The 26,203-nt window shown below is 39.1% G+C and carries 23 protein-coding genes; 14 read left to right on the top strand and 9 right to left on the bottom strand.

What is annotated here, in order from left to right; translation table 11 throughout:
- Positions 1 to 81 precede the first annotated feature (81 nt).
- Genes T391_RS0106955 through T391_RS0106945 form a run of 3 tightly spaced genes read left to right on the top strand, consistent with a single transcriptional unit; the run spans position 82 to position 4,540 of the window.
- Positions 82 to 1,137 (top strand): ParA family protein, encoded by a 1,056-nt coding sequence (locus tag T391_RS0106955; RefSeq protein ID WP_027327721.1) that lies wholly within the window; start codon positions 82 to 84, stop codon positions 1,135 to 1,137.
- Positions 1,134 to 3,947, top strand: a complete 2,814-nt coding sequence (gene uvrA / locus T391_RS0106950) for an excinuclease ABC subunit UvrA (protein ID WP_027327720.1) — start codon at positions 1,134 to 1,136, stop codon at positions 3,945 to 3,947. Before T391_RS0106955 ends, uvrA begins: the two co-directional genes overlap by 4 nt.
- Positions 3,944 to 4,540, top strand: a complete 597-nt coding sequence (locus tag T391_RS0106945; protein WP_027327719.1) for a tetratricopeptide repeat protein — start codon at positions 3,944 to 3,946, stop codon at positions 4,538 to 4,540. The genes uvrA and T391_RS0106945 overlap by 4 nt, the downstream gene beginning before the upstream one ends.
- 176 nt (positions 4,541 to 4,716) lie before the next feature.
- On the opposite strand, the gene T391_RS0106940 is transcribed toward T391_RS0106945, so the two are convergent.
- Positions 4,717 to 9,090 (bottom strand): autotransporter outer membrane beta-barrel domain-containing protein, encoded by a 4,374-nt coding sequence (locus tag T391_RS0106940; RefSeq protein ID WP_084340146.1) that lies wholly within the window; start codon positions 9,088 to 9,090, stop codon positions 4,717 to 4,719.
- Between the two features lie 410 nt (positions 9,091 to 9,500).
- On the opposite strand from T391_RS0106940, the gene T391_RS0106935 reads away from it, so the two are divergent.
- The 3 genes from T391_RS0106935 (at position 9,501) to T391_RS08305 (ending at position 12,720) form a co-directional block, all read left to right on the top strand.
- The gene (locus T391_RS0106935; RefSeq protein ID WP_027327717.1) at positions 9,501 to 10,463 is read left to right on the top strand and encodes a catalase family peroxidase; all 963 of its coding nucleotides are present in this window, start codon (positions 9,501 to 9,503) and stop codon (positions 10,461 to 10,463) included.
- Positions 10,464 to 10,552: 89 nt separating this feature from the next.
- Complete coding sequence (gene lepA, locus T391_RS0106930) at positions 10,553 to 12,343, top strand: translation elongation factor 4 (protein ID WP_027327716.1); 1,791 nt, start codon at positions 10,553 to 10,555, stop codon at positions 12,341 to 12,343.
- Positions 12,344 to 12,351: 8 nt separating this feature from the next.
- Entirely contained in the window at positions 12,352 to 12,720 is a 369-nt protein-coding gene (locus T391_RS08305; RefSeq protein ID WP_034584074.1) for a hypothetical protein, read from the top strand.
- Positions 12,721 to 12,803: 83 nt separating this feature from the next.
- Here the strand turns inward: T391_RS08305 and T391_RS08755 are convergent, their stop codons facing one another.
- Positions 12,804 to 12,938, bottom strand: coding sequence for a hypothetical protein (locus T391_RS08755; RefSeq protein WP_267891541.1), 135 nt, complete (start codon positions 12,936 to 12,938; stop codon positions 12,804 to 12,806).
- Positions 12,939 to 13,053: 115 nt separating this feature from the next.
- Here T391_RS08755 and tpx point away from each other — a divergent pair, with 115 nt between their 5' ends.
- Entirely contained in the window at positions 13,054 to 13,548 is a 495-nt protein-coding gene (gene tpx, locus T391_RS0106915) for a thiol peroxidase (RefSeq protein WP_027327715.1), read from the top strand.
- Positions 13,549 to 13,664: 116 nt separating this feature from the next.
- Here tpx and T391_RS0106910 read toward each other — a convergent pair whose 3' ends face one another.
- Genes T391_RS0106910 through T391_RS0106895 form a run of 4 tightly spaced genes read right to left on the bottom strand, consistent with a single transcriptional unit; the run spans position 13,665 to position 17,977 of the window.
- On the bottom strand, positions 13,665 to 14,384 hold the full coding sequence (locus T391_RS0106910) for a YebC/PmpR family DNA-binding transcriptional regulator (protein WP_027327714.1): 720 nt from the start codon (positions 14,382 to 14,384) through the stop codon (positions 13,665 to 13,667).
- A 52-nt stretch (positions 14,385 to 14,436) separates the two neighbouring features.
- The gene (locus T391_RS08300; RefSeq protein ID WP_051420682.1) at positions 14,437 to 15,381 is read right to left on the bottom strand and encodes an ABC transporter ATP-binding protein; all 945 of its coding nucleotides are present in this window, start codon (positions 15,379 to 15,381) and stop codon (positions 14,437 to 14,439) included.
- Positions 15,375 to 16,973 carry an ABC transporter permease gene (locus T391_RS08295; protein WP_051420680.1) on the bottom strand — a complete coding sequence of 533 codons (1,599 nt, stop codon included), beginning with the start codon at positions 16,971 to 16,973 and terminating at the stop codon, positions 15,375 to 15,377. The genes T391_RS08300 and T391_RS08295 overlap by 7 nt, the downstream gene beginning before the upstream one ends.
- Positions 16,970 to 17,977 (bottom strand): Fe(3+) ABC transporter substrate-binding protein, encoded by a 1,008-nt coding sequence (locus tag T391_RS0106895; RefSeq protein WP_051420677.1) that lies wholly within the window; start codon positions 17,975 to 17,977, stop codon positions 16,970 to 16,972. Before T391_RS0106895 ends, T391_RS08295 begins: the two co-directional genes overlap by 4 nt.
- A 179-nt stretch (positions 17,978 to 18,156) precedes the next feature.
- Here T391_RS0106895 and T391_RS08610 point away from each other — a divergent pair, with 179 nt between their 5' ends.
- The 7 genes from T391_RS08610 to T391_RS0106860 all read left to right on the top strand — a co-directional run bounded on the left by T391_RS08610 (position 18,157) and on the right by T391_RS0106860 (position 23,970).
- On the top strand, positions 18,157 to 18,315 hold the full coding sequence (locus tag T391_RS08610) for a hypothetical protein (RefSeq protein ID WP_156923071.1): 159 nt from the start codon (positions 18,157 to 18,159) through the stop codon (positions 18,313 to 18,315).
- Positions 18,312 to 18,587, top strand: a complete 276-nt coding sequence (locus T391_RS08290; RefSeq protein WP_051420675.1) for a CiaD-like domain-containing protein — start codon at positions 18,312 to 18,314, stop codon at positions 18,585 to 18,587. The genes T391_RS08610 and T391_RS08290 overlap by 4 nt, the downstream gene beginning before the upstream one ends.
- A gap of 223 nt (positions 18,588 to 18,810) precedes the next feature.
- Complete coding sequence (locus tag T391_RS0106880) at positions 18,811 to 19,500, top strand: response regulator transcription factor (RefSeq protein ID WP_027327712.1); 690 nt, start codon at positions 18,811 to 18,813, stop codon at positions 19,498 to 19,500.
- Entirely contained in the window at positions 19,500 to 20,750 is a 1,251-nt protein-coding gene (locus tag T391_RS0106875; protein ID WP_051420673.1) for an ArsS family sensor histidine kinase, read from the top strand. The genes T391_RS0106880 and T391_RS0106875 overlap by 1 nt, the downstream gene beginning before the upstream one ends.
- 37 nt (positions 20,751 to 20,787) lie before the next feature.
- The gene (gene hemB / locus T391_RS0106870; RefSeq protein WP_027327710.1) at positions 20,788 to 21,747 is read left to right on the top strand and encodes a porphobilinogen synthase; all 960 of its coding nucleotides are present in this window, start codon (positions 20,788 to 20,790) and stop codon (positions 21,745 to 21,747) included.
- A 110-nt stretch (positions 21,748 to 21,857) separates the two neighbouring features.
- Entirely contained in the window at positions 21,858 to 22,775 is a 918-nt protein-coding gene (locus T391_RS0106865; protein ID WP_034584071.1) for a bifunctional enoyl-CoA hydratase/phosphate acetyltransferase, read from the top strand.
- Between the two features lie 16 nt (positions 22,776 to 22,791).
- Positions 22,792 to 23,970, top strand: coding sequence for an acetate/propionate family kinase (locus tag T391_RS0106860; RefSeq protein WP_027327708.1), 1,179 nt, complete (start codon positions 22,792 to 22,794; stop codon positions 23,968 to 23,970).
- 53 nt (positions 23,971 to 24,023) lie between these two features.
- Here T391_RS0106860 and T391_RS0106855 read toward each other — a convergent pair whose 3' ends face one another.
- The 3 genes from T391_RS0106855 to T391_RS0106845 all read right to left on the bottom strand — a co-directional run bounded on the left by T391_RS0106855 (position 24,024) and on the right by T391_RS0106845 (position 26,202).
- The gene (locus T391_RS0106855; RefSeq protein ID WP_027327707.1) at positions 24,024 to 24,548 is read right to left on the bottom strand and encodes a hypothetical protein; all 525 of its coding nucleotides are present in this window, start codon (positions 24,546 to 24,548) and stop codon (positions 24,024 to 24,026) included.
- 113 nt (positions 24,549 to 24,661) lie between these two features.
- A complete protein-coding gene (locus T391_RS08285; RefSeq protein WP_027327706.1) occupies positions 24,662 to 25,030 on the bottom strand; it encodes a glycosyltransferase family 2 protein in 369 nt (122 codons plus the stop codon).
- On the bottom strand, positions 25,030 to 26,202 hold the full coding sequence (locus tag T391_RS0106845; protein WP_027327705.1) for a glutathionylspermidine synthase family protein: 1,173 nt from the start codon (positions 26,200 to 26,202) through the stop codon (positions 25,030 to 25,032). The genes T391_RS08285 and T391_RS0106845 overlap by 1 nt, the downstream gene beginning before the upstream one ends.
- Between the last annotated feature and the right edge of the window lies 1 nt (position 26,203).

Here is a 26,203-nt window from a genome sequence, read left to right as displayed (position 1 = left end):
CTTATCTTTTTGATGTTAAATTTTCCGCTTAGTCTTAAAAGATTTTTTGTGTTAGAATCTTTGTCTTTATAAGGGCGCTCAATGAAAATAATTAGTTTTTTCAATCATAAAGGTGGTGTGAGCAAAACAACAACCACATATAATCTCGGTTGGGCTTTATCTCGGCTTGGGAAAAAAGTATTGCTTGTTGATCTTGATCCGCAGTGCAATTTGACAGGGCTTGTTTTGGCGCATCAAGCAATTGATGATGATTTTATGAATAGTTTTTATCAAAATCGCAATAATCTGACCTTTGATGCCATTGTTAATAAAATTATTGATGGGGCGATTGGTTCGGAATTGGCAAAAGATGGCAGTATCTACCCTATTGATCAAGAAAATCTTTTCCTACTTGCTGGGAGCTTGAAGCTTTCTGAGCTTGATAGTCAAGTTACAGCAGCTCTTAAAATCACTTCAGGATTACCTATCCTTGGAAAGATTATCACAGGCTTTTTTGATACTCTAGAAAATATTGCCAAATATCAAGATATGGATTATCTCCTTTTGGATTTAAGTCCGAGCATTGGCGGACTTAACCAATTAGCTCTTATGGGAAGTGATTATTTTATTGTGCCAACAAGTCCTGATTATTTCTGTCTTCAAGCCATCCATTCTTTAAGTAAAAAAATCAAAGAATGGCATTTGGAAATCAATGCTTTCAAACAAACAACAAAGATCAATATAAAAAATAACCCTTTGTTTTTGGGGACAATTCAGCAAAGATTCCGCTTGCGTAATAGTGCGCCAACCAAAGCATTTGAAAAATGGATAGAGCAAATCCGCAATGCCGTCAATCAAACCTTGGTTCCACAACTTCAGACAATCAATTGCACAATCGGTGCATCTGATTTTTCCAAAGTGATTACAGAAAATCTCCCTTATGATTTGGCACAGATTCCAGATTTTAATACTTTGATTGCTATTAGTCAAAGAAGTCAAAAACCCGTTTTTTTACTTGAAGAAAAAGATCTCAAAGAAGCCAAACAGTTTGGAAGTGCTGAAGCAACAAGTAAAGAAAAGATTGAAGATTTTAAAAGCTTGTTTGAAAGATTGGGGTGTGCTATTATCGATTTAACTCAATCAAATGATAAAAAATGAGTAAAAACATTATCACTATTTCTGGAGCCAAGGAAAATAATCTCAAAAATATTTCTTTGGAGATTCCCAAAAATCAGCTTATCGTTTTTACTGGGCTTAGTGGGAGTGGGAAAAGCACGCTAGCATTTGATACGCTCTATGCTGAAGGACAGCGACGCTACATCGAATCGCTCTCAAGCTATGCAAGACAATTTTTGGACAAAGTAGGTAAGCCCAATGTTGAGAAAATCGATGGACTTACGCCTGCGATTGCAATTGATCAGAAAACCACTTCCAAAAATCCTCGATCCACAGTGGGGACAATTACAGAGATTTATGACTATCTAAGACTTTTGTATGCAAGAGTAGGGAAGCAGCACTGCCATCTATGCGATCAACCCATCTCTCATATGACTCAAACAGATATTATCTCTCAGATTTTGAGTCTGCCAGAGGATTCAAAGCTTGTGATCTTGGCACCATTGATCAAGGACAAGAAGGGGACTTTCACAGATAAAATCGAATCTTTACGCCAAAAGGGAATCATTAGAGCCTATATTGATGGAGTGATGGTGAGATTGGATGAAGAGATCACACTGAGCAAAACCAAAAAACACACCATCAAAGCCGTGATTGATCGCGTGATACTCAAGGAAGAAAATCACACACGCATCGCTCAAGCGATCGAAAAAGCCCTCAAAGAATCTTTTGGTGAAGTGGAGGTGGAGATTCAGAGTGAAGAGGGAAGCAAGACTTTGCACTATAGTGAGCATTTTGCGTGTTTTGATTGTAAGGTAAGCTTTGAGCCATTAGAGCCTTTGGCGTTTTCTTTCAATTCCCCCAAGGGAGCGTGTGAAGATTGTGGTGGGCTTGGAATGAAATACACACTCGATCTCAAAAAGATTCTTGATCCTTCTTTGCCTCTCAATAAAGGAGGGGTGAAATTTATTTTTGGATTCAATAGAAGTTATTACAATCACTTATTTGAAGCATTTTGCGCAAATGCAAGTATCAATCCCTCTCAATGTTTTGATGAATTACTGGAGCATCAACAAAATGCATTGCTTTATGGTAGTGCTCAAGAGGTGGAGTTTGAATGGAGGGGAAGCAAGCTAGTGCGTCCTTGGAGTGGAATCTTAAAGATTGCTCATGATATGTTTAAGGATGAAAAAGATTTGTCAGATTTTATGAGTGAAAAAATCTGTCCAAGTTGCAATGGGTATCGCTTGAAACCCCAGTCTTTGAGTGTGCAAGTCGCCAATAAAAAAATTTCAGATATTTTGAGTATGCCTCTGCAAGAATGCTATGAGTTTTTTGTCGATGAAAAAAGATTTGAATATTTTTCTATGCAAGAGCAAATGATTTCAGCCCCGATTCTCAAAGAAATTAGAGAGCGATTATTTTTCCTTTATGATGTGGGGCTTGGCTATCTAACATTGGGGAGAGATGCTCGCACAATTAGCGGGGGAGAGAGTCAGAGAATCCGCATCGCTTCTCAGATCGGGAGTGGTTTGACTGGAGTGATGTATGTCCTTGATGAGCCAAGTATTGGACTTCATGAGCGAGATACGCTCAAACTCATTCGCACTCTAAGAAGCTTGCAAGAAAAGGGTAATACCGTGATTGTCGTTGAGCATGACAAAGAGACGATTTTGCAAGCAGATTTTGTCGTGGATATTGGACCTGGAGCTGGAGTGAATGGGGGAGAGGTCGTGTTTGCAGGGAGTGTTGAGGATTTGCTAAGACAAAACACACTGACTGCTCAATATCTCAATGGCCAAAAGCAGATTTCTTATCCACATCATAGAAAGCAAGAAAAATTTCTCAAAATCGATGGGGTTAATATCAATAACATTAAAGATCTAAGTGTGAATATCCCATTATCAAATTTTGTTTGCATTACTGGTGTGAGCGGAAGTGGCAAAAGTTCGCTCATTTTGCAGACTTTGCTTCCTGTGGCTCAAGAGCTTTTAAATCATAGTAAAAAGATACAAAAATGTGATGGGGTGAGTATTGAGGGATTGGAGCATTTGGATAAGGTGATTTATCTGGATCAAAGCCCGATTGGGAGAACTCCTAGAAGCAATCCAGCAACTTATACAGGCGTGATGGATGAGATTAGGGCTCTCTTTGCTGAAGTTAAGGAATCAAAGATTAGAGGTTATAGCATCGGTCGATTTAGTTTCAATGTCAAAGGGGGGCGATGTGAGAAATGTCAAGGTGAGGGTGAGATCAAGATCGAGATGCATTTCTTACCTGATGTGATGGTCAAATGTGATAGTTGTCAAGGAAGTCGCTACAACGCTCAAACCTTAGAAATCAAATACAAAGAAAAATCAATCGCTGAGGTATTGGATATGAGCGTGGATGAAGCATTGAAGCTTTTTGCAAAAGTTCCAAAGATCGCCCAAAAACTTCAAACTCTTCAAGATGTGGGATTGGGCTATATCACCCTTGGACAAAATGCAACAACACTCAGTGGAGGTGAAGCTCAGAGAATCAAGCTTGCCAAAGAGCTAAGTCGTAAAGATACGGGAAAAACACTTTATATTTTAGATGAGCCAACCACTGGGCTTCATTTTGCTGATGTGGATCGCTTGACAAAAGTGCTTCATCATCTTGTCTCACTTGGAAATTCGGCTGTAGTGATTGAGCATAATCTAGATATGATCAAAAATGCTGATTATATTATCGATATTGGTCCTGAGGGGGGTGATAGGGGAGGTAGGATCTTGGATGCTGGAAGTGTGGAGCATATCGCCAAAAATGCGACAAAAACAGGAAGCTATACAGGAAAATTTTTGGCCAAAGAATTGGGAATAAAGAGATGAAGATTTTGGTTTGTTTTGGATTATCGCTCTTTGGAATTTGTGCGGCAAATCCTTATTTGCCAAGTAACAAAAATTCAGAATTTGCCAAAAACAATCCTTACTTGGAAGAAAAAAAGAAAAGATCTCATATCACAAGCACACAAGGAAAATCTGTCCCAAAATACCAGCTTCTTCCTCCAATCACAGCCAAAAAGACTCCTCCACCCACACCCAAAAAACCTCGCAAGATTATCGATGAAGATGGCAATGTGGTGGAAGAGAAGATCGAACCTCCTAGACCGCCAACCCCTCAAGAACTTGAATTGAGGGATGCACAGCTTAGGTGCTATGCTCAAAATGGAGCATGGTGCTGGAAGACTGGGATGTATTTTTTAGAAGGTCGGGTGGTCAAACAAGATTATCAACATGCTTTTGATGCATTTGAAGCAGGGTGTCTTAAGAAGAATGGGGGAGCGTGCTATAGCATGGGATATATGTATGAGTTTGGAAGAGGGGATATTCCTCGTGATTCCAAAAAAGCACTTGATTTGTATCTCAAATCTTGTAATTATGGCTATAACCTTGGATGTGAAGCGTATCGAAGATTGAAGTAACACCCCCCCCCACTTCTTGTAAAAGAAGTGGGATGAACACTATAAAAAAGGAGGGGGGATGAACATGAAAACAACTCTTTAGGGCCATCGAGGGATTCTAATCGATGGCCCTATGAAATTATGTTCTTTGCCACCCCCCCCCCTTTTTTTTTACACATTGATCTCTAAGCCAAACTTTACTTATCTAGTTTGACCACTTTAGCACTTGAGTGCAATACCTCAAGAAGGTGTGAGATCTTTGAGATTTTGCTCTGAGCTTCTATTTCTGATGAGTAGGGTCCTACAAGATAGCTTGTGCTTCCATCAGGATTGAGCTGTGTGATATGACGATATTTGGCAATCTCATCTGATTCTTGCTTACTTAACTTATCTTTTGACTTTAAAATCTCAAGATAGAATGTGGTTTTGATTGCAGTCTTTTGAAGTTTTGCTTGAGATAGGGGAAGAGCACTTACTTTGGAGTGATCTTGGTTAGCCTCTGATTCTTGAGTTTCAAGCTTATGAATTTCTTCTTTTGCTTGATTTTTAAGTCCAAATGCCACTCTTACCCCAGCATTGATTGCATAATCTGTCCTGATATCTCCCCCAAAGCTCTTCTCTGCATCCATATAGATTCTTGTCTGATCATTGAAGGCAATAGAAGTTCCAGCATTGAGAACAAAACGATGGTTGCTAGATTCATAGGGATTGAGATCTGCATGCTTGCCATTGGATTCCATGTGATTATCACCTTGGAGTATCCCCTCATATACATAGTAAGTCCCTACATAAAGCTTGGCATTAGCTTTTGAATCAGCATCAAAGAAATCTTTGAAGTCATATCCCCAATTCACTCCAACTCTAGATTTAAGATCAATCACTCCATCCTCTGAGATTGATAAATCTCCAAGATCACTTTTTTGAGTGAGTTTTTGATCACTAAGGTATCCAACACCGACTTGCATCTGGGGATCAATGAAGAAGTTTTGAGGAACATTGAAGCGATAACCTACTTCTTCTTGTAAGAGAACACCAAAGGCATTGGCACTATAGCTTTGATCATCAGATGTTCCAAGCTTGTTGTAGAAGAAAGAGAACTTAGCATCAGTATCTTCATACCATCCATTATCTTGAATATAGCTCACATATACATCAACACTTCCGCTATGAATCTTGGATGAATTAAGTGGAGCAGGTGATAGGGATTCAACCCTTTGGTTTTGGAAATCACTTTGATTGTGCGTATAGGCTAGAGCTCCTCCAATATAAAGAGAAGAATCTGAATAAGCAAGCCGCTTATCTACACCAACTTGAGCTGTGGTGTAATTGGATTGATTTGAATGGTTGAAGTTGAGAGTTTGTCTTCCATTAAAGATTCTTGTCCAGACACCAACACTTGTAGGATCATTCCTCAACTCTCCCATACGCTTATTGATCGTATCAAGATTAGAAAGGAATGCTTGATAGAGTGAGAGATTAGCTTGGATTCCTGCATCAACATAGGCTTGTTGTATCTCTCCAGTATAAAGATGACTTCCTTTGGGGATATAGTAGAAATGATATCCATCATGATCTGCTTGCTTCATATCGACGAGGAAATAGTTAAAACCCCCACCAACACTGAGAAGATTTTTGGAAGATTTTTCAGTATCTGGAGTAAAGGTGTGGAAAATAACCCTGTTTTTGAGATCATCCTTGACTTTAGCCAGAACGATATCTTGATAGCGATTGAAGCCATTTTTATTGATTTCTTTAATGCCTTCTTGACTAAAGATTGCTTGAATAAAGTGGTTTTGTTGGGTTTGTTTATCACCAAATATTGCTTTATCCACTACAACATGATCGGATCCATTTGGATTGACATACAATCTAAAGAGAAGATTGTCTCCTTCCAATCCTTTTGAATTGGCTTTGCTTGTATCTCCAATGATTAGAGTTCTAAACTGATCTCTATCTTTGAGTTGATTGACATCATCAAAAACAATCTTCCCATCTTTAAGACTTGGAGTTGAAGAGAGATCGATCACATTTCCCTTGAAATCTTTAGTGTTTGCTAGGAAATTGGACAGACTATGATCAAATGATCCATTTGCCTTAAGAGTATCGATGGTGTATTTTCCATTTGTTCCTCCAAGAATGACTCTTGAACCATTTGTGAGATTGAGTGTGAGTTGATGACTATTGGATGGATCATTTTCAATCTTTGATATAGGTGATTGGAAATTGATAGCTAGAAGTGAGTGATCTAGAGTGATTGTGCCATTTTGTTCCATTGATGCAAGCCCAGATTGAGTACCAGAGAGACCAAAGTAGAGAGAGGTATCGTGGATAGAGATTGTGTCATTGTTGCCTCCCATAAATTTAAAAGCAGCTGATCCAGTTTTTCCTTCGATTTGATCAAATGCAAGGAGTCCATTTCCACTAATGTTTAAATCTCCTCCAGCAACGATTCCGTTTGCCTCAGCAGAATCAGATTTGATCTTTTTAAATTCCAATAGAGAAGAAGAGTCAGCAAACTCAATTTTCATTCCACCCAATGCTGAATAGATCCCACTTGCTTGCTTAGAACCTGAAGAGATATCTTGAAATGTCGTATTTTTTGCAAAGTGAAGTGAACTACTTAACTCATCATAGAAGCCAAAGGCAACTTGCTGATAAGCTTGAGAGCCGGATCGAATATCAGCAAATCCACCTCCTTTTTTGATAGTTACATTCTCTCCTTCGTTGTAAAACAGATAAACACTTTGATCCTTAGGGGCTGGTTGAGATGAGATAAGCACATTAGAATCTGCTAGAAAATTGATATTTCCACCACCTCTTTTGAAATAAACCCCATAGACACTTTTATTTTTTGATGCAAGTGAGATTGTTAAAGGATTTTCAAAAGAGAGATGAATATTTTCATCTGAGCTTGGACTATCGATCAAATATCCATATGTATTCCCAGATCCAGAAAGAGGTCTTATTTTGTTGGATCCTTCAAATTTAAGTGTGAAATCTGATCCACTAGAGAGATGTATGAAAGTGAGATTATCATCTGATACGACAGTATCGCTCTCTATCTCTAGGTCTTTAAATATAGCTGAAACAGCTCCTTTTGAGCCATCAGCATAGATTAAGTTTCCTTCTTTGATTCCATGAATAGATGCTTGACTAGGAGAAGCCAAACTTAAACCATTGACTATTGAGGTTTTGTTCTTGGGTTCTCCTGTTTGGACAGAAGAGAGATAGATAAGCGAAGCAGATTGTCCAATAACAGAATCTTTGTCCATAAGGAAATGCCCAGATGAATCAACTAGTTTACTATCAAAAGATCCACCTCTTTCAAAATAGAGTAGTGAACTTGTTGGAGAATCCTCTCCACCTACAGATCTTTCTCTAAAGGCTATGCTATCAGTATCTGCTTTGAGTCTAGCATTACTTGAAACATAGAAAGCTGAGTTGAGTTTCCCATGACTGATTGCTCCAGTTTGAAATATATTTACTCCTCCTTCGACAGCTCTGCTGATATAAACATCTCCAGCATCGTGTGCGATAAATACACCAACACTTTTATTTTTTCCTTGGATTGAATCTTTATCAAACTTTAGATCACTGACCATAAGAGTTCTTACACCACCGGAAGATGTATCAGGTCCAATTTCAATTCCATATGCATTTTTTCCAGAGATTGATCCTTCACCAAACACAACCGGATTTCCTGAGGAAAATTCAGAGTAAATTTGTATAGATTTGGAGGGTTTGGGCAAGGCATAAATTCCAGCGGCTTCTTCCTCGCCAGTAATGCTCCCTTTTTTGAAAATAATCTGACCTGTATTTGGATATCTTGAGAATATTAAAGATTCCACATCCTTTTCAAGTTTGATTCCAAATGCATGTTCTGCTGAAACTTTTAGATCAACATTGACTAATTTGCCTACATTATTATTTCCCTCAAGAATCTCAAAAGCAGCAGCTTCTTTTGTTCCCTCAATGATCCCTTTAATCGGACCTTCTTCCTCACTGACGATTCCGCTAGATCGATCAAAATAAAATCCATACGCTCTTTCACCTTTTACTGAGAAAAATACATGATCGAGATTCATGTGTGTACTTTGACTATTCCATCCATCTGCTTCATACCCAATCGCAGTTCCATGCTTATTTGTTACTTTAAAAATAATGTCATTTGATCCTCTATGTGAAAATACAACCGTATTGGAACCACCTACAAAAAGCCCTACTGCTTTAAAATTATTTTCTTTTTCTGTGGAAACAGTTGAAGTCAATACAAGAGGATTTCCTCCACCCCAATCAATAGTGGCAGTTTGATTCTGAGCGATCCAGATTCCAAGTCCATATGCATTTTGATCATTTGTCTCCACAGAAAAATGATCAAGAGCACCTATGTATGACCTTCCTCCTTGACCTGTCACTTCGTATACAAATTTCCCCCTTGGATCATCCCCAAGTTTTGGAGCTATCCAATGATTGGACCCATATGAAGCGGCAAAAGCAAGATTGAACATCAACGCAGTTGAAACGATTGGCTTAAAATTCCTAGACAAGTGTTTTCTGTAATCAGAAATCATCACAAGCTCCTCTTTTTAAAAATTTTTTAAAGAACCATCTGATAGGCTCCGTCTTTTATTGTCTGAAAAGATTTTGGATTCAAATCTTTGAATCACATCATTGGTTGATTTGAATTGGATTCAAAATTTATTTTGTATTTTTGGATTGATCAAAGATTTCGTATTTTTGGGGTTTTAACCCGTTTTTGAGATAGCTAGAAATGACTAAATGCAAGTGATTTTTGACTCTAAAATTAGTCATTTTTTAAGTTGATGAAATTAGAATTTATTAAGTTGTATTAATGAAATAGAAAAATATTACATTGTGAATACTTTGTATCGGACTTCTTTTATTTGATTTTTTCTTAAAAGAAAAAATTTATTTATCTTTACAAGATAAGCTTTTTGGTTCCAAAATCAAAGGAGAATAAATGAAAAAAAGTTTAAGTCTTATTGTGGCTGCTTTGTTGTGTGGAAGTGTTGCAGGTTATGCTCAAGAGAGCTATGATGCTCAAAGGATTGCTGAGATTTTCAAACAACTCAATGGGGATCCAAAGAATCCAAAGCAAAAGGTTAATCACGCAAAAGGTTTTTGTGCGGGTGGAAGCTTCACTCCAGATAAAAACATCACTTCAATCATCGATGTGCCCATGCTTGGTGAGGGAAAAATCCCTGTAGAGTTTCGTTACTCTCTTGGTGGGGCAGTGATGAGTGATAAAAGCAAGCCTAGAGGATTGGCTTTGAGAATCCAAGGACAAAATGAAACTTGGACGATGGTGATGCTTGGGACAGAGATCAATTTTGCACGCACACCTGAGGAGTTTGGACAGTTTTTTGAGATGCGACTGCCTGTGAATGGTAAGGTGGATCAAGAAAAGATTCAGCGCTTGATGAAAGAAGTTGATTCTTATCGAAAGTTTGTGGAATACACAGATCAGATGGGGATCACTCCAAGTGTGGCAAATACCGCTTATTACAGCATCCATACATTTTACTTCAAAGACAAAAAGAGTGGAAAGATGCTCCCAGCTAGATGGAAGTTTGTCCCAGTTGAGGGTGTGAAATATCTCTCTGATCAGGAGCTCAAGACTAAAGGTGATGCATTCTTGGAAGAAGATTTGAAGCAAAGAGTAGCCAAGAAGCCTATCGCTTATGAGATGTATTTGGTTTATGCCAATAAGGGAGATGCTACAGATGATACGACTGCTTTGTGGAAAGGAAAGCACAAAGAGGTTTTTGTCGGGACATTGCAGGCTGAGCAATACAGTGGATTGGAGTGTAATGCTGAAGTTTATTTCCCATCAGAGATCCCTCAAGGTGTAGGAGCACCAAAAGATCCATTATTTGACATTAGAAATGAAGCTTATGGGATCACTTTTGGATTCCGTCAATAATCATTGAGGTGGGGTGGGAGAAGGGGGAGGGGGTAAAAAACTTTTAAGTATTGTAAAATCCTCCTTTTATTTTATCTCTAGGTTTGATTATGCAAAATATCCGAAATTTTTCAATCATTGCTCATATCGATCATGGCAAAAGCACGCTAGCAGATCGATTGATCCAAGAATGTGGGGCGATTAGTGATCGAGAGATGACAAGCCAAGTGATGGACACGATGGATATCGAAAAAGAGCGTGGAATCACAATCAAGGCTCAATCTGTGAGGCTAACCTACACTTATCAAGGGGAGCAATACATCCTCAATCTCATCGATACCCCAGGGCATGTAGATTTTAGCTATGAAGTGAGTAGAAGTCTTAGTAGCTGTGAGGGAGCATTGCTAGTGGTGGATAGCACGCAAGGAGTAGAGGCCCAAACGATTGCCAATGTCTATATCGCACTTGAGAATAATCTTGAGATCTTGCCTGTACTCAATAAGATCGATCTGCCCGCAAGCGATCCTCAAAGTGTCAAAGATGATATTGAGAACACAATCGGACTTGATTGCTCTGAAGCTTTGGAAGTGAGTGCCAAAAGTGGGATAGGGATCAAAGCTCTGCTAGAGGCGATTGTAGAAAAGATCCCCGCTCCTAGTGGCAACCCAGATGCTCCGACTAAGGCACTCATTTATGATTCTTGGTTTGATAATTATTTGGGGGCACTCTCACTTGTGAGGGTGATTGATGGGAGCATTGAAGTGGGACAAAAAATCACAATGATGAATACCCAAAAAACCCATGAAGTGCTAAATCTGATGTATCCTCATCCTATCCATCAGCAAAAGACTTCCAAGCTTTCTTGTGGAGAGATTGGAATCGTGTCTTTGGGACTTAAAAGTCTCACAGATATTGCTGTGGGTGATACGATGACAGATTTTGAGAATCCCACAAGTGAGGCAGTGGAGGGCTTTATGCCGGCTAAGCCTTTTGTGTTTGCTGGAATCTATCCTATCCAAACAGATAGATTTGAAGAGTTGCGTGATGCACTCAATAAGCTCAAACTCAATGATTCTGCCCTCTCTTTTGAGCCTGAAACCTCTGTGGCTTTGGGATTTGGATTCCGTGTGGGGTTTTTGGGACTTTTGCATATGGAGGTGGTCAAAGAACGACTTGAGAGAGAGTTTGATCTAGATCTGATTGCGACTGCTCCTACGGTGGTGTATGAGGTGCATTTGACCAATGGAGAAATAGTGCGGGTGCAAAACCCAAGCGAACTCCCACCAGAGCAGAGAATCTTAAAGATCCAAGAACCTTATGTGCGAGCCTCTATCATCACTCCTACAGAATATCTTGGTAATGTGATCACGCTTCTAAACAATCGTCGAGGGGTGCAAGAAAAAATGGAATACCTCAATGAAAGTCGCGTGATGCTTGTATATGCACTGCCAAGCAATGAGATCGTGATGGATTTTTATGACAAGCTCAAATCTAGCACCAAGGGCTATGCGAGCTTTGATTATGAGCCCATTGAGTATCGTGATGGGGATTTGGTCAAGCTTGATGTGCGTGTGGCAGGGGAGGTCGTCGATGCACTCTCAATCATCGTAGATCGCAATAAGTCCTATCAAAAGGGCAGGGCATTGGTCGAATCGATGAAAGAGCTCATCCCACGCCAGCTTTTTGAAGTGGCGATTCAGGCAAGTGTAGGCAATAAAATCATCGCACGCGAAACTGTGAAATCGATGGGGAAAAATGTGACAGCTAAATGCTATGGAGGGGATATCACAAGGAAGCGAAAACTGCTTGAAAAACAAAAAGAGGGGAAAAAGAGAATGAAAGCGATCGGCAAAGTCGAGCTTCCACAAGAGGCATTTTTGAGCGTGCTTAAGATTGATTAGGAGGATAAATGATCACAACACAAGAAGAACTTAACCAAGCGATGTCCAATCAGCAAGATGGGATCGAGATCGAGGGAGATCTAGCCAAAAAGGTCATCAAAATCAAAGCAACAGGCAAGGTAGCTTGGATTGTGGCTTTTGGGGCAATTTGTGTCGCTATGCTTGCATTTTGGAAGTTTTTTGAAGCTTTGGGACATGCACAGATCAATACTTTGGCTAGAAATGTGCCTGATACGAGCTATGGTATGGTTTGGATTTATGTTGCATTGGGCGCGGCGTGTGTTGCATTGATCGCATTGATTTTGGCATTTTCCAATCGATATAAAAATTACAAAATCCACAAGATTTCATCTACCAAAATCAAACTCAAAAAATAATCCTATTTGAACTGATTGTTTGCGATCTCTTCATAAGAAAAGCATCTAAATCGCTCACTTTTCAAGCGCTTGGAGAGATCTCCTTAGCAGTAGCATTTCAAAAAATCTTGCAAATCTTTGGCTTGAAGTGGATTTTCAACCAAAGTGAATTTCATCTGACTTTGCAAGTCATAGATCCACACTTCTTGTGTGTGAGGAGTAGAATCGATAGAGTACATAAAGTATCAAAGGCTGCAAATTTTTATAATTTACCTAAAAATATATATTTTTTGATAGATTTTCTGGGTCTTTTTGGACAAAAAATTTTTATCTTAAATATTGAGGAAGATAACGATGAAACCAACTTTTCAAGGAAATCCTGTAAGTCTAGCAGGAAATATTTTGAATATCGGTGATAGCGCACCTGAAATTACTTTGCCAAGCAAAGACTTGAGTGATGTCAAAGTAGGTGGTGCAAGTGGAAAATACCAAATCATTAATGTAGTGCCAAGTCTTGATACAGGCGTATGTGCAATGCAAACAAAAAAGTTTAATACTGAGGCTGCAAAACTTCAAAATGCGCAAGTATTTGTGATCAGTATGGATTTGCCGTTTGCACAAGGAAGATTCTGCTCAACTGAGGGGATTGAAAATCTCAGTGTTTTGAGTGATTTTAGAAGCAAAGAGTTTGGAAAAAAATATGGATTACTTATTGATGATAGTGCCTTAAGAGGGCTTCTTACTCGTGCAGTAATTATTGTAGATCCACAAGGAAAAATCATCTACCAAGAAGTTGTGTCTGAGATTACAACTGAGCCAAACTATCAAGCAGTTTTGGATCTATTTTGATTCCTCCATCCTTTTCTGGGATGGATGAAAAGGTTATTCTTACATAAGATCTATGTATTTGTTTGAGTGAGCTTAGAATCAATCTTTTTTCTTGCTCTCTCCTCAGGCTTCATAGACTACTCGATATTGGTATAGACTGCTTGGACATCATCATCTTCTTCGATTCGATCTAACAGCTTTTCTACTTCACTCATTTGCTCTTCACTCAGTGTGATGGGGGAATTTGGGATGCGTTGAAGTGAGGCTTTTTGCACAGGGATAGAGAGTGATTCAAAGCCCTCATTGAGCTTGCCAAAATCTGTGTAATCTCCATAAGCCACATAAGAGGTCTTGCCCTCGATTTCGATGCTCTCAAGCTCTTCAAGCCCATAATCAATCAAAGCAAGTTCAAGCTCTTCTAAGTCCATCTCAGGCTTTTCAAACTCAAACACACTTTTGCGTGAGAACATAAACTCTAGTGAGCCATTGGGCACGATAGAGGCATTGGGAGTTTTGTTGAAATAGCTTTTGACATTGGCGATGGTGCGGGTGGGATTGTCTGTGGTGCATTCAATCATCACTAGCACTCCATGGGGTGCTTTGCCCTCATAGGTGATTTCAGTGAAGATTCCATCTTTGCCACTTGCTCGCTTGATAGCAGCTTCGATATTGTCTTTGGGCATATTTTGGGCTTTGGCATTGGCGATGGCTGTGCGGAGTTTGGCATTCATATCTGGATCACTTCCACCTTCTTTGGCAGCTACTGTGATGGCTTTGGCAAGTTTGGGGAAGATTTTGCTCATCTTATCCCATCGTTTTTCTTTGGCGGCTCGTCGGTATTCAAACGCTCGTCCCATGGTTATCCTTTCATATAGAATCAAAAAGCTTGGATTCTAGCATAAAGGGGGCTTAGAGTGTTTGATGCTTGGGGATAGTCTGTGTCGTAGGAGTGATTTGGAAGCCAAGCTTGGGTGGAATGGGGTAGCAGGAGTTGAGCAGCATATCAAATGTGATGTGCTTGTAGCGAAGCTTGAGTTTGTTGAATGCGCCCAAGAAATGCGCTTCCAAAACCTCAGCCCAAAAGTCTTGCCCAAGTTGGATTTCATTGGCACCAAAGATAAAGTTTTTGGAGCGAATCCAAGCAAAAAATGGATCATCATCACAAAGAGTGTCTGTGATCACATTGATGTAGGGGAGGAAGGCTTGTGATTCTGCACTTTTGGGATTGAAGTAGAGCTCTTTGGGTGTGTTGTGATCGATGATCTTTCCTTGCTTGAGAAGTGTGATGGAATCAGAGAGATAATATGCATCATCGATGTCATGCGTGACAATGATCGCTGAGATATTTTGAGCTTTGATCATCTCTTTGAGCTCCTTGCGCAAAGATTCTTTGAGGTTGGAATCAAGATTGGAAAAGGGCTCATCTAAGAGTAGGAGTTCGCAGTTTGTGGCGATTGCGCGTGCAAAAGCTACTCTTTGGGCTTGACCTCCTGAGATTTGATCGATTCTTTTGGATCTGATGGAGGTGATATTGAAAAGTTTTAAAAGCTCATCTAATCGATCATTTCTTTGAACTTTGGGGTATTGATGGAGTGCAAAGAGAATGTTTTCTTGGACATTGAGATGAGGGAAGAGGGCATAGTTTTGAAACATAATGGCTGTTTTGGAGGTGCATTGAAAATGCGAGTATGAGGTGGGCTGCTCAAGTCGGGCAAGGATTCTGAGCAATGTGCTTTTCCCGCTTCCGCTATTGCCCAAGATGCTTAGGATTTCTCCCTGCTTGAGCGTGAGGCTAATATCATGCAAAACTTCAAAATTTCCAAAGCTTTTGTAGAGATTTTTAATATCTAGCATTTTTTTCCTTGAATGAATAAATTTGCCAAAAACATTCCTACTAGAGAAAGCAGAACAATCAGCAATGATGGTAAAGCTGAATCATAAAGACGCTCATCCGTGGCATACCAAAATGCATTGGTCGCTAGAGTTTCAAATCCAAATGGAGCAAGCATCCTAGTGATGGGTAGCTCCTTGATCGTGTCAATAAAGACGATCAAAAATGCTGAAAGCATAAAGTATTTGAGGAGTGGAAAGTGGATTTTGAACCAAAGGATCAAATGACTTGGATTGAGCGTTAGACTCGCCTCATCGATGGAGGAGTGAATCTTGTCATAACCATTTTGAATAGAATAAATCGCTGTAGCCAAAAATCTCACAACATAAGCAAAGATCAAAACACTGATAGAGGTCCCAAGAAGAGGGATCTGAAAGAGATGTGAGAGGCCTGTGGCAATGATCATGATGCTAACCCCTACGACTGCTCCTGGGATTGCATAACCAAGAGAGCTTGAGAGCTTGAAAACATGAGAAAGCATGATGGATTTTGTGATCCTTGAAGCAAAACACAAAAAAAGCGCACAAAGCAAAGCAAAAAAGGCCCCCAAGATTCCAACCCAAAAAGAATTCAAAACAAGAATATAAAATGTCTTATCCCATAATTTTGCATCTTGTAGCCCCCAATACAAAAGCCATGCTAATGGAAGAAGGAATCCAAAAAAAGCAATCAAAAAGCAATATAGGCTTGCTAGAAAGGATTTGAAGTGAGAAAGCTTTTCTTTTTGGAGAAGGATTTGGGTGTTTTGATTGAAGCTGTAGCGTTTTTGCTGTTTGACTTTTTGCTCCAAAAACATAATGATAAAAACAAAAACCATAAGAATCGCAGTCAGAATACTTGAAGAATAAGGATCATCTAGGTCATACCAGAGTTTGAAAATCCCTGCTGAAAATGTATCGATTCCAAGATAGGCGCTTGCTCCATAATCACTCAAAGTTTCCATCAAGACAAGCAAAAGCCCTCCAAAAATTGCAGGCTTTGCACTTGAAATGGAGACTTTATAAAATATTTGCCATTGGGTGTATTTCATACTTTTGGCGACTTCATAGAGTTGAACTGATTGGGTTTGAAAGGAGGTTTTGGCAAAAATATAAACATAGGGAAAAAGAGAGATTGATAAAACCCAAACCACACCAAAGAGATTGAAAAAATCTATGCGTATTCCAAAAATCTCATAAAAAATCCCACCTACATCAAAGATCCCCACATAGACAAAAGCCAAAATATAAGCAGGGATTGCAAGAGGAAGAAATAGGATTTTTTCTAAAATCTTTGAAAAAAAGAAATCAAAATGTGCGACGAGATAGGCACAGCTCACGCCGATCAGGTAGCTCAATAGCAATACAAGAGTAGCGACCCAAAAAGTATCTTTCAAAAATCGCAAAAAAAGAAAATCAAAGAAATGAGTGAGGTTGGAATGAATGATTTGAGTTGTTTGAGAATCTTGCCATAGAGATTGGATGAGGATATAGCCTGTTTCCAAAAAGGCTCCAAAGATTGGAATGGCAATGATCCCCACCATGATCATTGCCAAGATTTGCAAAGAGATTCTCATCTAAATCCGACTTCATCATAGATTTTGACTGCCTCTTGGACTTTTTTGGCAATCTCACTGACTGGAAGTTGATCTTCTTTGAATTGGCCAAAACTCTGGATGGTTTCATTGAGTTTGACATCGCTTCTTACGGGATATTCAAAGTTGATGTTTGTGAGCATTTCCTGCACCTCTTTGCTGAGCAAAAACTCCATAAATGCTTGAGCTTCTTTGCGATTTTTGCTGGATTTTGTCATCGCCACACCACTTACATTGATATGTGCTCCACGATTATCTTGATTGGGGAAGATGATCCCAAGAGAGTTGGCCACCTCGACATCTTTTGGATTTTTGGAATGCTTCATCAATCCGATGTAGTATGTATTCATAATGGCAAAATCCGCATCTCCTGCATAAACTTGTCTTGCTTGATCTCTATCTCCTCCTTTTGGTTTGCTTGCGAGATTTGCAAGAACGCCTTGTGCCCATTTTTTGGCTTCAGCACTTCCATCATTTGCGATGATACTTGCTAGAAGAGTTTTGCTATAGGCAGCTGTTGCACTTCTGACTAAGAGATTGCCTTTGAGTTTGGGATCTGCAAGATCTTCATAGTTTTTGACTAAATTTGGATCAACACCTCGATTTTTGGCATAGACAACGATTCTAGCGCGCTTAGTGATTGCAAACCATTGATTGTCCTTATCTCTTAGATGTGAAGGAATGACTTCTTGCAAGACTTTAGAATCTACTGGAGCCAAGAGGTTGGCATTTTTGGCTTCTGTGAGATTTGAGATATCTGCTGTGATAAATAAATCAGCTGGTGATTTATCACCTTCAAGTCGCATTCTTTTGATGAGTTCTTGAGGTCTGGCTTGTGTGTGATTGACTTTGATCCCTGTTTTTTGCTCAAACTTTTTGATGATCTCAAAATCAGCATCATAATGTCTGGCTGAGTAGATATTGAGCTCTGCACCCAATAGGATGGATCCAATCATGCTAATAGATAGCAAAGATTTTTTTAGCATAGTTTTACTCCTTGAATAGTGTTTTGATAATCATTATTATAATAAAGATTTAAAGATTTGATACTTTTGATTGATAGAGTGTGAGATGATTTTGGATCCTTGATCTATGGGTTGCGCCTCATAGAATGAAATAGATTTTGAGATAAAATGCGCTTTTATTTTGTTTGAGAGATGGTGCTATGTTTGGGCGTATTTTGGAAATTCAAAAAGTTTTTTCTTCAAAGCGAGCAAAAGAGGCAGAAGAAAGCAAGGAGAAAAATCGTGAGCTTATTTTGTTTTTTGTGCGGGCAAAGACAGAAGAAGAGATACAGAAACTTGAGAGGTGGCTACTGAAATGAGTGATTTGCGTAATGTTGTGTTGGAGGCGTTGTCTCAAATAGACACAGGGGAGAGCGAAACACATAGAAGTGAGGTGAGTGATCGCGATATGCTCTCTGTTTCATTGATTGATGAGAGAGAGTTTTTGAGTGTTCAGAGAGAGAAGCTGTTGTTGCTTTTTGAGGGGCTTTTATCTCCTGAAATTGAGAATCTAGAAGACAAGCTTGAGCTCACTCTTCGGTATTTGCAATTCCAGCTTGCAGAAATTGACAAAAGATTAAGCAAAATTTGACTAAGTAAATAAAAAATTTACATTTTTTTGCTATAGTTTCACTTGTCTTTATTCAAGATAAAAGATTTTGAAAAGACATGACGATTCTTAGTTACAAAATTCTCTCCTATATTTTGTATTCCTTTGTGTATATCTCTAGAGCAGGGGGCTCTAGAGGTTTGTTTTGACAATCTTTACTTTTTTTTGGTTATGATGCTGGAAATACCATAAATGAGGTGAATCTATGCTTGAGATTTTGATGATTGAAGATGATGTAGAGTTGGCTGAACTTCTCACGGAATATCTAAAAAAACACGATATGAATGTAACTAGCTATGATGAGCCATATACTGGGATCAGTGCTGTAAATGCTAGAAAATTTGATTTATTACTGTTAGATCTGACATTGCCAAATCTAGATGGATTGGAAGTATGTCAAAAAGTAGTAAAGCAGAAAGATATCCCCATCATTATCTCTTCTGCTCGAAATGATATCAATGACAAAACAAAGGCATTGGAATTTGGAGCTGATGACTATATCCCCAAACCCTACGATCCTCAAGAGCTTGTAGCAAGGATTCACGCTGTTTTGCGTCGATATAGTGCGAGAGTTCAAGGGACTCAAAGCCAAAAGGTCAACAAAGAGATTTTTGAGATCAGACCAGAGGGGAGAGATATTTTCTTCAAAGGAAAGAGATTGGATTTGACTAAGGCAGAATATGAGATCCTTGCGCTTTTGCTTAGTAAGGTGGGACAAGTGTTTTCAAGAGAAACGATTGCGATTGAGACCAAGTCAATCAGTCCAGAGAGCTCTAATAAAAGTATCGATGTCATTATTGGGCGTCTGAGAGCTAAGATTGAGCAAAATCCAAAGACCCCAGAATACATTATCTCTGTCCGAGGTGTAGGATATAAACTCGAGATCAATCAATAATGTTACGCAAAATTGCTATACGCAAGTTTTTGCTTGATAGTTCGATTTTTTTCAAAATCTCTGGGCTTTTTGTTTTTGCTTTATTGAGTTTTTTGGGTTTTTCATTTTATTTTATCCGTGATCAGACTGAGCAAGAGCATATTCGAGAAGAGCTAAGATATCGCTATTTCTTGCGCACATTGGCTCCGATTGTGCGTGATAGTGGAGATCTTTCTGTTGTTTTGCAATATTTGGATGAGTTTGGCTTCGCTCTTGCCACTGATCCAAAAATCAAAAATCAGCTCATCAATACCAATAAACTTCCACCCATCGTTCAGGGAATCTTTGCAAAAACACTTAAGATAGAGGATAAGATCTATATTCTCCTTGAAACCCCAAATGAGGCTTTATTGTTTAAATATTCACCTAAGTATTCCTTTGCTAATTTTTATCTTGTGATCTTTTTGGTGGTCGCATTGCTTGTCTTGATGCTTGTGATGATTTTCAAAGCCTTGGCTCCACTTAAATGCTTGCATTCAAGTATCAAAAAATTTTCCAATGGAGAGCTGGATATCTCCTGTCGATTGGAGCAAAAGGATGAGATTGGAGAATTGGCTCAAGAATTTGACAATGCAGTCTCAAAGATTCGCGCACTCAATGAATCTAGAATGCTATTTTTGCGATCGATTATGCATGAACTCAATACCCCAATCACCAAGGGAAGATTGATCTCTGCGATGCTTGAAGAGGGTGTAGCAAAGGAGCGTTTGACTTCAGTTTTTAAGCGTTTTGAAGTATTGATCAAAGAGTTTGCAAAGCTAGAGCAAATGAATGCCAAAGCCTACAAGATGCACAAAAGAGAGTTTTTGCTCGATGAGGTCGTCAATGAGGCAAAAACTATGCTTTTGATCGATAATGATGATCAAATCATTGTGCAAAGCCATGGAGATTTGATCAAGGCTGATTTTGAGCTGTTTGCTTTGGTGCTTAAAAATCTCTTTGATAATGCCATCAAATATGGATCAGATAAAAAGGTTTATGTCAAATCTGTGAGACAAAATCTTTATGTTTCCAATCGTGGAGATCCCCTTAAGGCTAACTTTGTTGAGTATTTCAAGCCCTATTTCAAAGAAGATAATTCGCAAGGATTTGGCCTTGGACTCTATATTATCAAGAGTGTATTGGAGGCTCAAAAATTTGGGATTGATTATGTCTATCAAGATGGTTTTAACTGCTTTATCATTTCAGACTGTATTGTTGAGAATCGCTGAAAAGTTTTACTAGAAAACACTTATTGAGGAGAAATAAATGAGATTTAGACGCTTAAGGATGAATTCTGCTATGAGGGATCTAGTGAGGGAGACGCATATCGGGGTGCAAGATTTTATCTACCCACTTTTTGTGATTGATGCACCCAATGTCAAAAATCCCATTCCTTCTATGCCTGATGTTTATCAGTTGAGTTTGGAGTATTTGCTAGAAGAATGTGAGGAGTTAGTCGCTCTTGGGATTTATCATGTATTGCTTTTTGGAATCCCATCTTTTAAGGATGAGAAGGGAAGCTCAGCCTTGGGTGAGGAGAGCATCGTGGCACGAGCCATTAGGGTGATCAAAAAGAATTTTCCTCAAATTTGTATCAGTGTGGATTTGTGTTTTTGTGAATACACTAATCATGGGCATTGTGGAGTCTTGCAAAATCAAAGTGTGAATAATGATGCAACGCTTGAGCTTCTTGGAATCCAAGCTCTAGACTTAGCCAAAGCAGGAGCTGATATGATCGCACCTAGCGGGATGATGGATCATACGGTGAGCTATCTTAGAGATGTGCTTGATCAAGCAGGGTTTATTCACCTTCCGATTATGAGTTATTCGACAAAATTTGCAAGTGCTTATTATGGCCCATTTCGTGATGTGGCTCAATCTGCTCCAAGCTTTGGTGATCGCAAAACCTATCAAGAAGATGGGGCAAATCGCAGAGAAGCGATTCGCGAAAGTTTAAATGATGAAAAAGAAGGAGCTGATATTTTGATGGTGAAGCCCGCATTGGCTTATTTGGATATCGTGCGTGATATTCGAGAGGCTTCACTCTTGCCATTGGCGCTCTATAATGTCAGTGGAGAATATAGTATGCTCAAATTTGCTGGAGCATCTGGTGTGATTGATTATGAAAGAGTTTTGATGGAAACGATGATGAGCTTTAAGCGGGCAGGGGCAGACATTATCATCAGCTATCATGCCAAAGAAGTCGCCAAACTTTTGAAGGCGTAACTTTTAGTAAAAGCAAAAAATAAAGTAAATAAAATTTTATCAAAAGATAGTAATTTGAAATTTTGCACGGCGTATAATCATTTTTTATGACTTAATGACTAGGAGGTATTATGCAACATTTGCAAGGACGAGATTATACTGTATTTGCCGATGTTTTGGCCAAAGCCAAATCTAAGGGCCGTATCAGAGTTGCTGTAGCTCAGCCTACAGATGAGACAAGTTTAAGTGGAGTGATTGATTCGCACAAAGAAGGTTTGATTGATCCAATCTTGGTAGGAGATGAGGCAAAAATCAAGAGTGTGGCTAGTGAACTTGGGATGGATATCTCATCCTTTGAAATTGTTCATGCCATGAGTGATATCGAGGCAGCGACCAAAACCGCTGAATTTGCGACAAAGGGTGAAGTGAAGGCTCTAATGAAGGGAAATTTGCACACCAATGACATCATGGGGGCAGTTGTCAAGAGAGATGCTGGACTTAGGACGGAGCGAAGTATTACGCATGCGTTTATCATGGATATCCCAGCTTATCACAAGGCTTTGTTTATCGCTGATGCAGCGATCAATATCGCACCCAATATAGATGTCAAAATGAGCATCATTCAAAATACAGTGGATTTGGCACATAAGCTTGGAATCACTCTTCCAAAAGTTGGATTATTGAGTGCTGTTGAGATGCCATATGAGAAGATCCCTAGCTCTATGGAGGCTCATGAGCTTACTCAAAGGGCCAAAAATGAAGTCAAGGATGCTCTAGTTTATGGACCATTGGCGATGGATAATGCGATTTCTGCGCTTTCTGCCAAGATCAAAAAGATTGATTCAGAAGTATGTGGGGATCCTGATATTTTGATCGCTCCACAAATTGAATCGGGCAATATTTTGTTTAAAGCATTGGTATATTTGGCTTATGCCAAGGTTGCAGGAGTCGTGCTAGGTGCAAAAGTCCCAGTGATTTTGACTTCAAGAGCTGACAATGCAGAAGCACGCGTGGCAAGCTCAGCACTAGCAGTGCTAGCAAGCGAATAAAAATTAAGGAAAATCAATGAAAGAAATTATTTTAGTTGTCAATGCTGGGAGCTCCAGCCTTAAGTTTAAGATTTTTGATTTGAATAGTGAAGCGATCGCATCGGGGCAGGTTGAAGGGATCGATCAAGCTCCAAGTTTTAAGGCAAAAGATGCACAGGGTCAAGTCATTGCAGAGCATCAATGGAGTGAGGCTGAGGCACATAACCATGCACTTGTCTTGGGATATTTGATCGATTGGATCACTGAAACATTCAAAGAATACACTCTCAAAGCTTGTGGACATCGAGTGGTGCATGGGGGGACTCTTTTTGATTCTTCTGTGTTGATTGATGAAAAAGTGATTGCTGATATTGAGAGTTTGATCCCATTGGCTCCACTCCATCAGCCACATAATTTGCGTGTGATCAAACTTATGAGGGAGAAATATCCTACACTTCCACAAGTAGCTGTGTTTGATACAGCATTTCACCAAAGTATGCAGGGTAATGCGACGATGTATGCCATCCCCTATGAGCTTTACACACAAGGTGTGAGACGCTATGGAATGCATGGGACTTCTTATGCTTATATTGCTCAAAAACTCAAAGAGAGTTATCCAGAAATTGCAAACAAAAAAATTGTGATTGCCCATATCGGATCAGGAGCGTCTTTGTGTGCGATTGAGAATGGGAAATCTGTGATGACAACAATGGGATTCACAGCTCTTGATGGTGTGAGTATGGGGACAAGACCAGGAGGTATCGATCCGGGGATTCTGCTCTATTTGATGGAGAATAAGGGCTATGGAGTAGATGAGATCAGGGATTTTGTGTATTACAAGTGTGGAGTAGGCGGGCTTTCAGAACTTAGCTCAAATTTCTATACGCTTGAGTGCAACTATGAAACACATGAGGGGGCTAAGAGAGCATTTGACTTTATGATGTTTAGAGTTGCTGAAGAGATTGCGCGACTAAGTGTCAGTCTAGGTGGGCTTGATGCGATTGTTTTTACAGCAGGTGTAGGAGAAAATTCTTCTCATTTTAGAGAAGGGGTCTGCGCACAGCTTGGATACCTTGGAGTAAGACTTGATCAGGCCAAGAATCAACAACGAGGAGAAGAGAAGATAGGAGCAAGCGATAGCTCTATTGGAGTGTATGCAATCCCTACAAATGAGGAATTGATGATCATGCTTGATACAGTGAGACTTGCCAAGTAATTGCAATGGAAAGTAGTCGCAATATGAAAAAAAAAAAGGGGGGGGGGGAGGGCTTAAATTTTTAATCTCCCCAAGCTTATTAGAAAAATACTCATTCGTATAGATGTTTTGATAAATACTTCAAAAGATGGAGCATGAGATAGTGATCTCAAGATAAAAATAAAATAATGAAAGTTGTTTTTGGACTTAAGCATCTGGCGATAAGAGATGATATAAGCATGATATCGTTTGTGTTTTTTGATTTTTCTTAGGATTTTTTGATTTGTTTTTTTGAATAGAGGATTGGTTTGAATTTGTCGAGATCTTTGAAGAGTTTTGAGAAGATTTAGAATTTTGTCATATTCAGTCATGATTTTTGGATCCGGAGTTCTACATAAAGAGTTTGGATTGCAGAAATAATAATAAAAGACTCGTTTGAGACCTATATAAGATTGAGCATGCATGAGGATGATAAAGAATTTCAGAGCATCTTCACCCATATTGAGATGTGGAATTTCTGAAAATAGAGAATCAATAAAGTCATGAGTTTTGAGAATTAAATCCCGTTGATAGGCTTTATTGGCTAAATTCCACTGCATTGCAAGATTCCTCATTAAATCATCATTGTGATCATAGGTTTTGATAGATGAAAAAGTAGAGTGATTTGAAAATTTTTTATTTGCAACTGTTTTTAATCCAAAACCAATAATTTCTACATCCCCCCCCCCTTTTTTTTTATGGTTTGATATTTAAGGATTTCTCTATGAAGGAGACTGCAAGTTTCATTTCCTATATAATCATCAGAGTCAACATGTAAGATATATTTTCCTCTTGCATGTCGTTCTCCAATAATTCTTGTATGGAAAAGTCCTAAATTTTTAGGATTATGGATAATGCGAATGCGTTTGTCTTGTTTTGCGAATCTTTGGGCAATTTTGATCGCATCATCATTTCCTCTATCATCTACAACAATGATTTCAATGTCTTTGAAGATTTGACCCATACAACTTTTCAAGCATCTAGCAATATACTCTTGTGTGTTATAAACTGGAACAATGAGTGAGGAGAATGGTGATGACATTAGATAATCCTATGGCTTACAAATTTTGAGTAATTATCGATGATCTTCCCACCTTTACGGAATCCCAAGGCACAGCTTTCATAGGCATAGAAGACATTGGGCTGATAGGATTCTCCTTGATGAGAGTTGAGTTCGTAAAACTCTTGATAGATGGGTTTATGATTGCCATAGATTCCATCTTTGCCCTCGATGAGATTTAAGGCAGGATCCAAAATCTCTACATTTGCTCCTTCACGCCCAAAAGCACTCTTGCGTACTTGTTTTTTGCCCTTAAGCGGTTCATAAGAAGTTTCAAGAAGTAGGGGGTGATTGGGGAAAAGATCCCAGAGGACTTTGAGCATTCTCTTACTTTGGAAGAGCAAAGTGTAGGCTGGGTTGAGGAAGATTGTGTTTTTGTTTGCCATCATTTCTCTGATAAGGCTTGCCATTTCTGGCTCATCGATTGCGATGTTCTCCCAAGGAATGAGCTTGAACCAAAATTCAAAATTTTGATCTTCATAAAACAAACCATCTTGAGCAGAGAGAATCGCCTCATCGACATAGCAAAACTGAGTTTCAAATCCATAAGAAGTTGCGATCTCTTGCAGAAATCTTACTGTGCGCTCTTCTTCGCTATTTCCTCTAATACTTGAAAAAAGGATCTTCCATCCCTCATACATTGAATCAAAATTTGATACATCTTCACCTAGGGTGATCATCCTCTGAAAATTTTCTCCAAGCGATTCAAAGAGATTGTTGAATTGATGATTTTCATCCATTTTATTGGCTTTGAGGATTGCCCATTGGATCACTGCACTTTCATAGAGCATCGTTGGGGTATCAGCGTTGAACTCTAGGAGTTTGATGGGTCTGCCATCCAATCCTCCAGCTAGATCAAATCGCCCATAAAGATGCCAATGCACTTCTTCTTCCCAGCTTTGTTTGATGGGTTCAATCAGACTTTGAGGGATATCTAGCTCAAAGAAAAGGTCATTTTGGATGACATAGTCTCCTGCCTCACAATACATCTCATAAAGCTCATTTCCAGCCTCATAGAATGCATCAGCTTCTTCTTGTGTGATATTGATGATCTCATTGCTGATATATGCACTTTGATCAGGGTCTGTATGCCACTCACATCCCATATCTTCCAAGATCTGTGGTGAGAGCTGAATGCCTTGTGTGATATCCATT

The organism is Helicobacter pametensis ATCC 51478 (genome assembly GCF_000518225.1).
GTDB classification, from domain to species: Bacteria; Campylobacterota; Campylobacteria; order Campylobacterales; family Helicobacteraceae; genus Helicobacter_G; species Helicobacter_G pametensis.
This window is presented reverse-complemented; position numbering and strand designations above follow the sequence as displayed.

Coding starts and splice junctions, on each gene's coding strand:
- T391_RS0106955 (WP_027327721.1), top strand. CDS start 82: ATGAAAATAATTAGTTTTTTCAATCATAAAGGTGGTGTGAGCAAAACA.
- uvrA (WP_027327720.1), top strand. CDS start 1,134: ATGAGTAAAAACATTATCACTATTTCTGGAGCCAAGGAAAATAATCTC.
- T391_RS0106945 (WP_027327719.1), top strand. CDS start 3,944: ATGAAGATTTTGGTTTGTTTTGGATTATCGCTCTTTGGAATTTGTGCG.
- T391_RS0106940 (WP_084340146.1), bottom strand. CDS start 9,090: ATGATTTCTGATTACAGAAAACACTTGTCTAGGAATTTTAAGCCAATC.
- T391_RS0106935 (WP_027327717.1), top strand. CDS start 9,501: ATGAAAAAAAGTTTAAGTCTTATTGTGGCTGCTTTGTTGTGTGGAAGT.
- lepA (WP_027327716.1), top strand. CDS start 10,553: ATGCAAAATATCCGAAATTTTTCAATCATTGCTCATATCGATCATGGC.
- T391_RS08305 (WP_034584074.1), top strand. CDS start 12,352: ATGATCACAACACAAGAAGAACTTAACCAAGCGATGTCCAATCAGCAA.
- T391_RS08755 (WP_267891541.1), bottom strand. CDS start 12,938: ATGTACTCTATCGATTCTACTCCTCACACACAAGAAGTGTGGATCTAT.
- tpx (WP_027327715.1), top strand. CDS start 13,054: ATGAAACCAACTTTTCAAGGAAATCCTGTAAGTCTAGCAGGAAATATT.
- T391_RS0106910 (WP_027327714.1), bottom strand. CDS start 14,384: ATGGGACGAGCGTTTGAATACCGACGAGCCGCCAAAGAAAAACGATGG.
- T391_RS08300 (WP_051420682.1), bottom strand. CDS start 15,381: ATGCTAGATATTAAAAATCTCTACAAAAGCTTTGGAAATTTTGAAGTT.
- T391_RS08295 (WP_051420680.1), bottom strand. CDS start 16,973: ATGAGAATCTCTTTGCAAATCTTGGCAATGATCATGGTGGGGATCATT.
- T391_RS0106895 (WP_051420677.1), bottom strand. CDS start 17,977: ATGCTAAAAAAATCTTTGCTATCTATTAGCATGATTGGATCCATCCTA.
- T391_RS08610 (WP_156923071.1), top strand. CDS start 18,157: ATGTTTGGGCGTATTTTGGAAATTCAAAAAGTTTTTTCTTCAAAGCGA.
- T391_RS08290 (WP_051420675.1), top strand. CDS start 18,312: ATGAGTGATTTGCGTAATGTTGTGTTGGAGGCGTTGTCTCAAATAGAC.
- T391_RS0106880 (WP_027327712.1), top strand. CDS start 18,811: ATGCTTGAGATTTTGATGATTGAAGATGATGTAGAGTTGGCTGAACTT.
- T391_RS0106875 (WP_051420673.1), top strand. CDS start 19,500: ATGTTACGCAAAATTGCTATACGCAAGTTTTTGCTTGATAGTTCGATT.
- hemB (WP_027327710.1), top strand. CDS start 20,788: ATGAGATTTAGACGCTTAAGGATGAATTCTGCTATGAGGGATCTAGTG.
- T391_RS0106865 (WP_034584071.1), top strand. CDS start 21,858: ATGCAACATTTGCAAGGACGAGATTATACTGTATTTGCCGATGTTTTG.
- T391_RS0106860 (WP_027327708.1), top strand. CDS start 22,792: ATGAAAGAAATTATTTTAGTTGTCAATGCTGGGAGCTCCAGCCTTAAG.
- T391_RS0106855 (WP_027327707.1), bottom strand. CDS start 24,548: ATGCAGTGGAATTTAGCCAATAAAGCCTATCAACGGGATTTAATTCTC.
- T391_RS08285 (WP_027327706.1), bottom strand. CDS start 25,030: ATGTCATCACCATTCTCCTCACTCATTGTTCCAGTTTATAACACACAA.
- T391_RS0106845 (WP_027327705.1), bottom strand. CDS start 26,202: ATGGATATCACACAAGGCATTCAGCTCTCACCACAGATCTTGGAAGAT.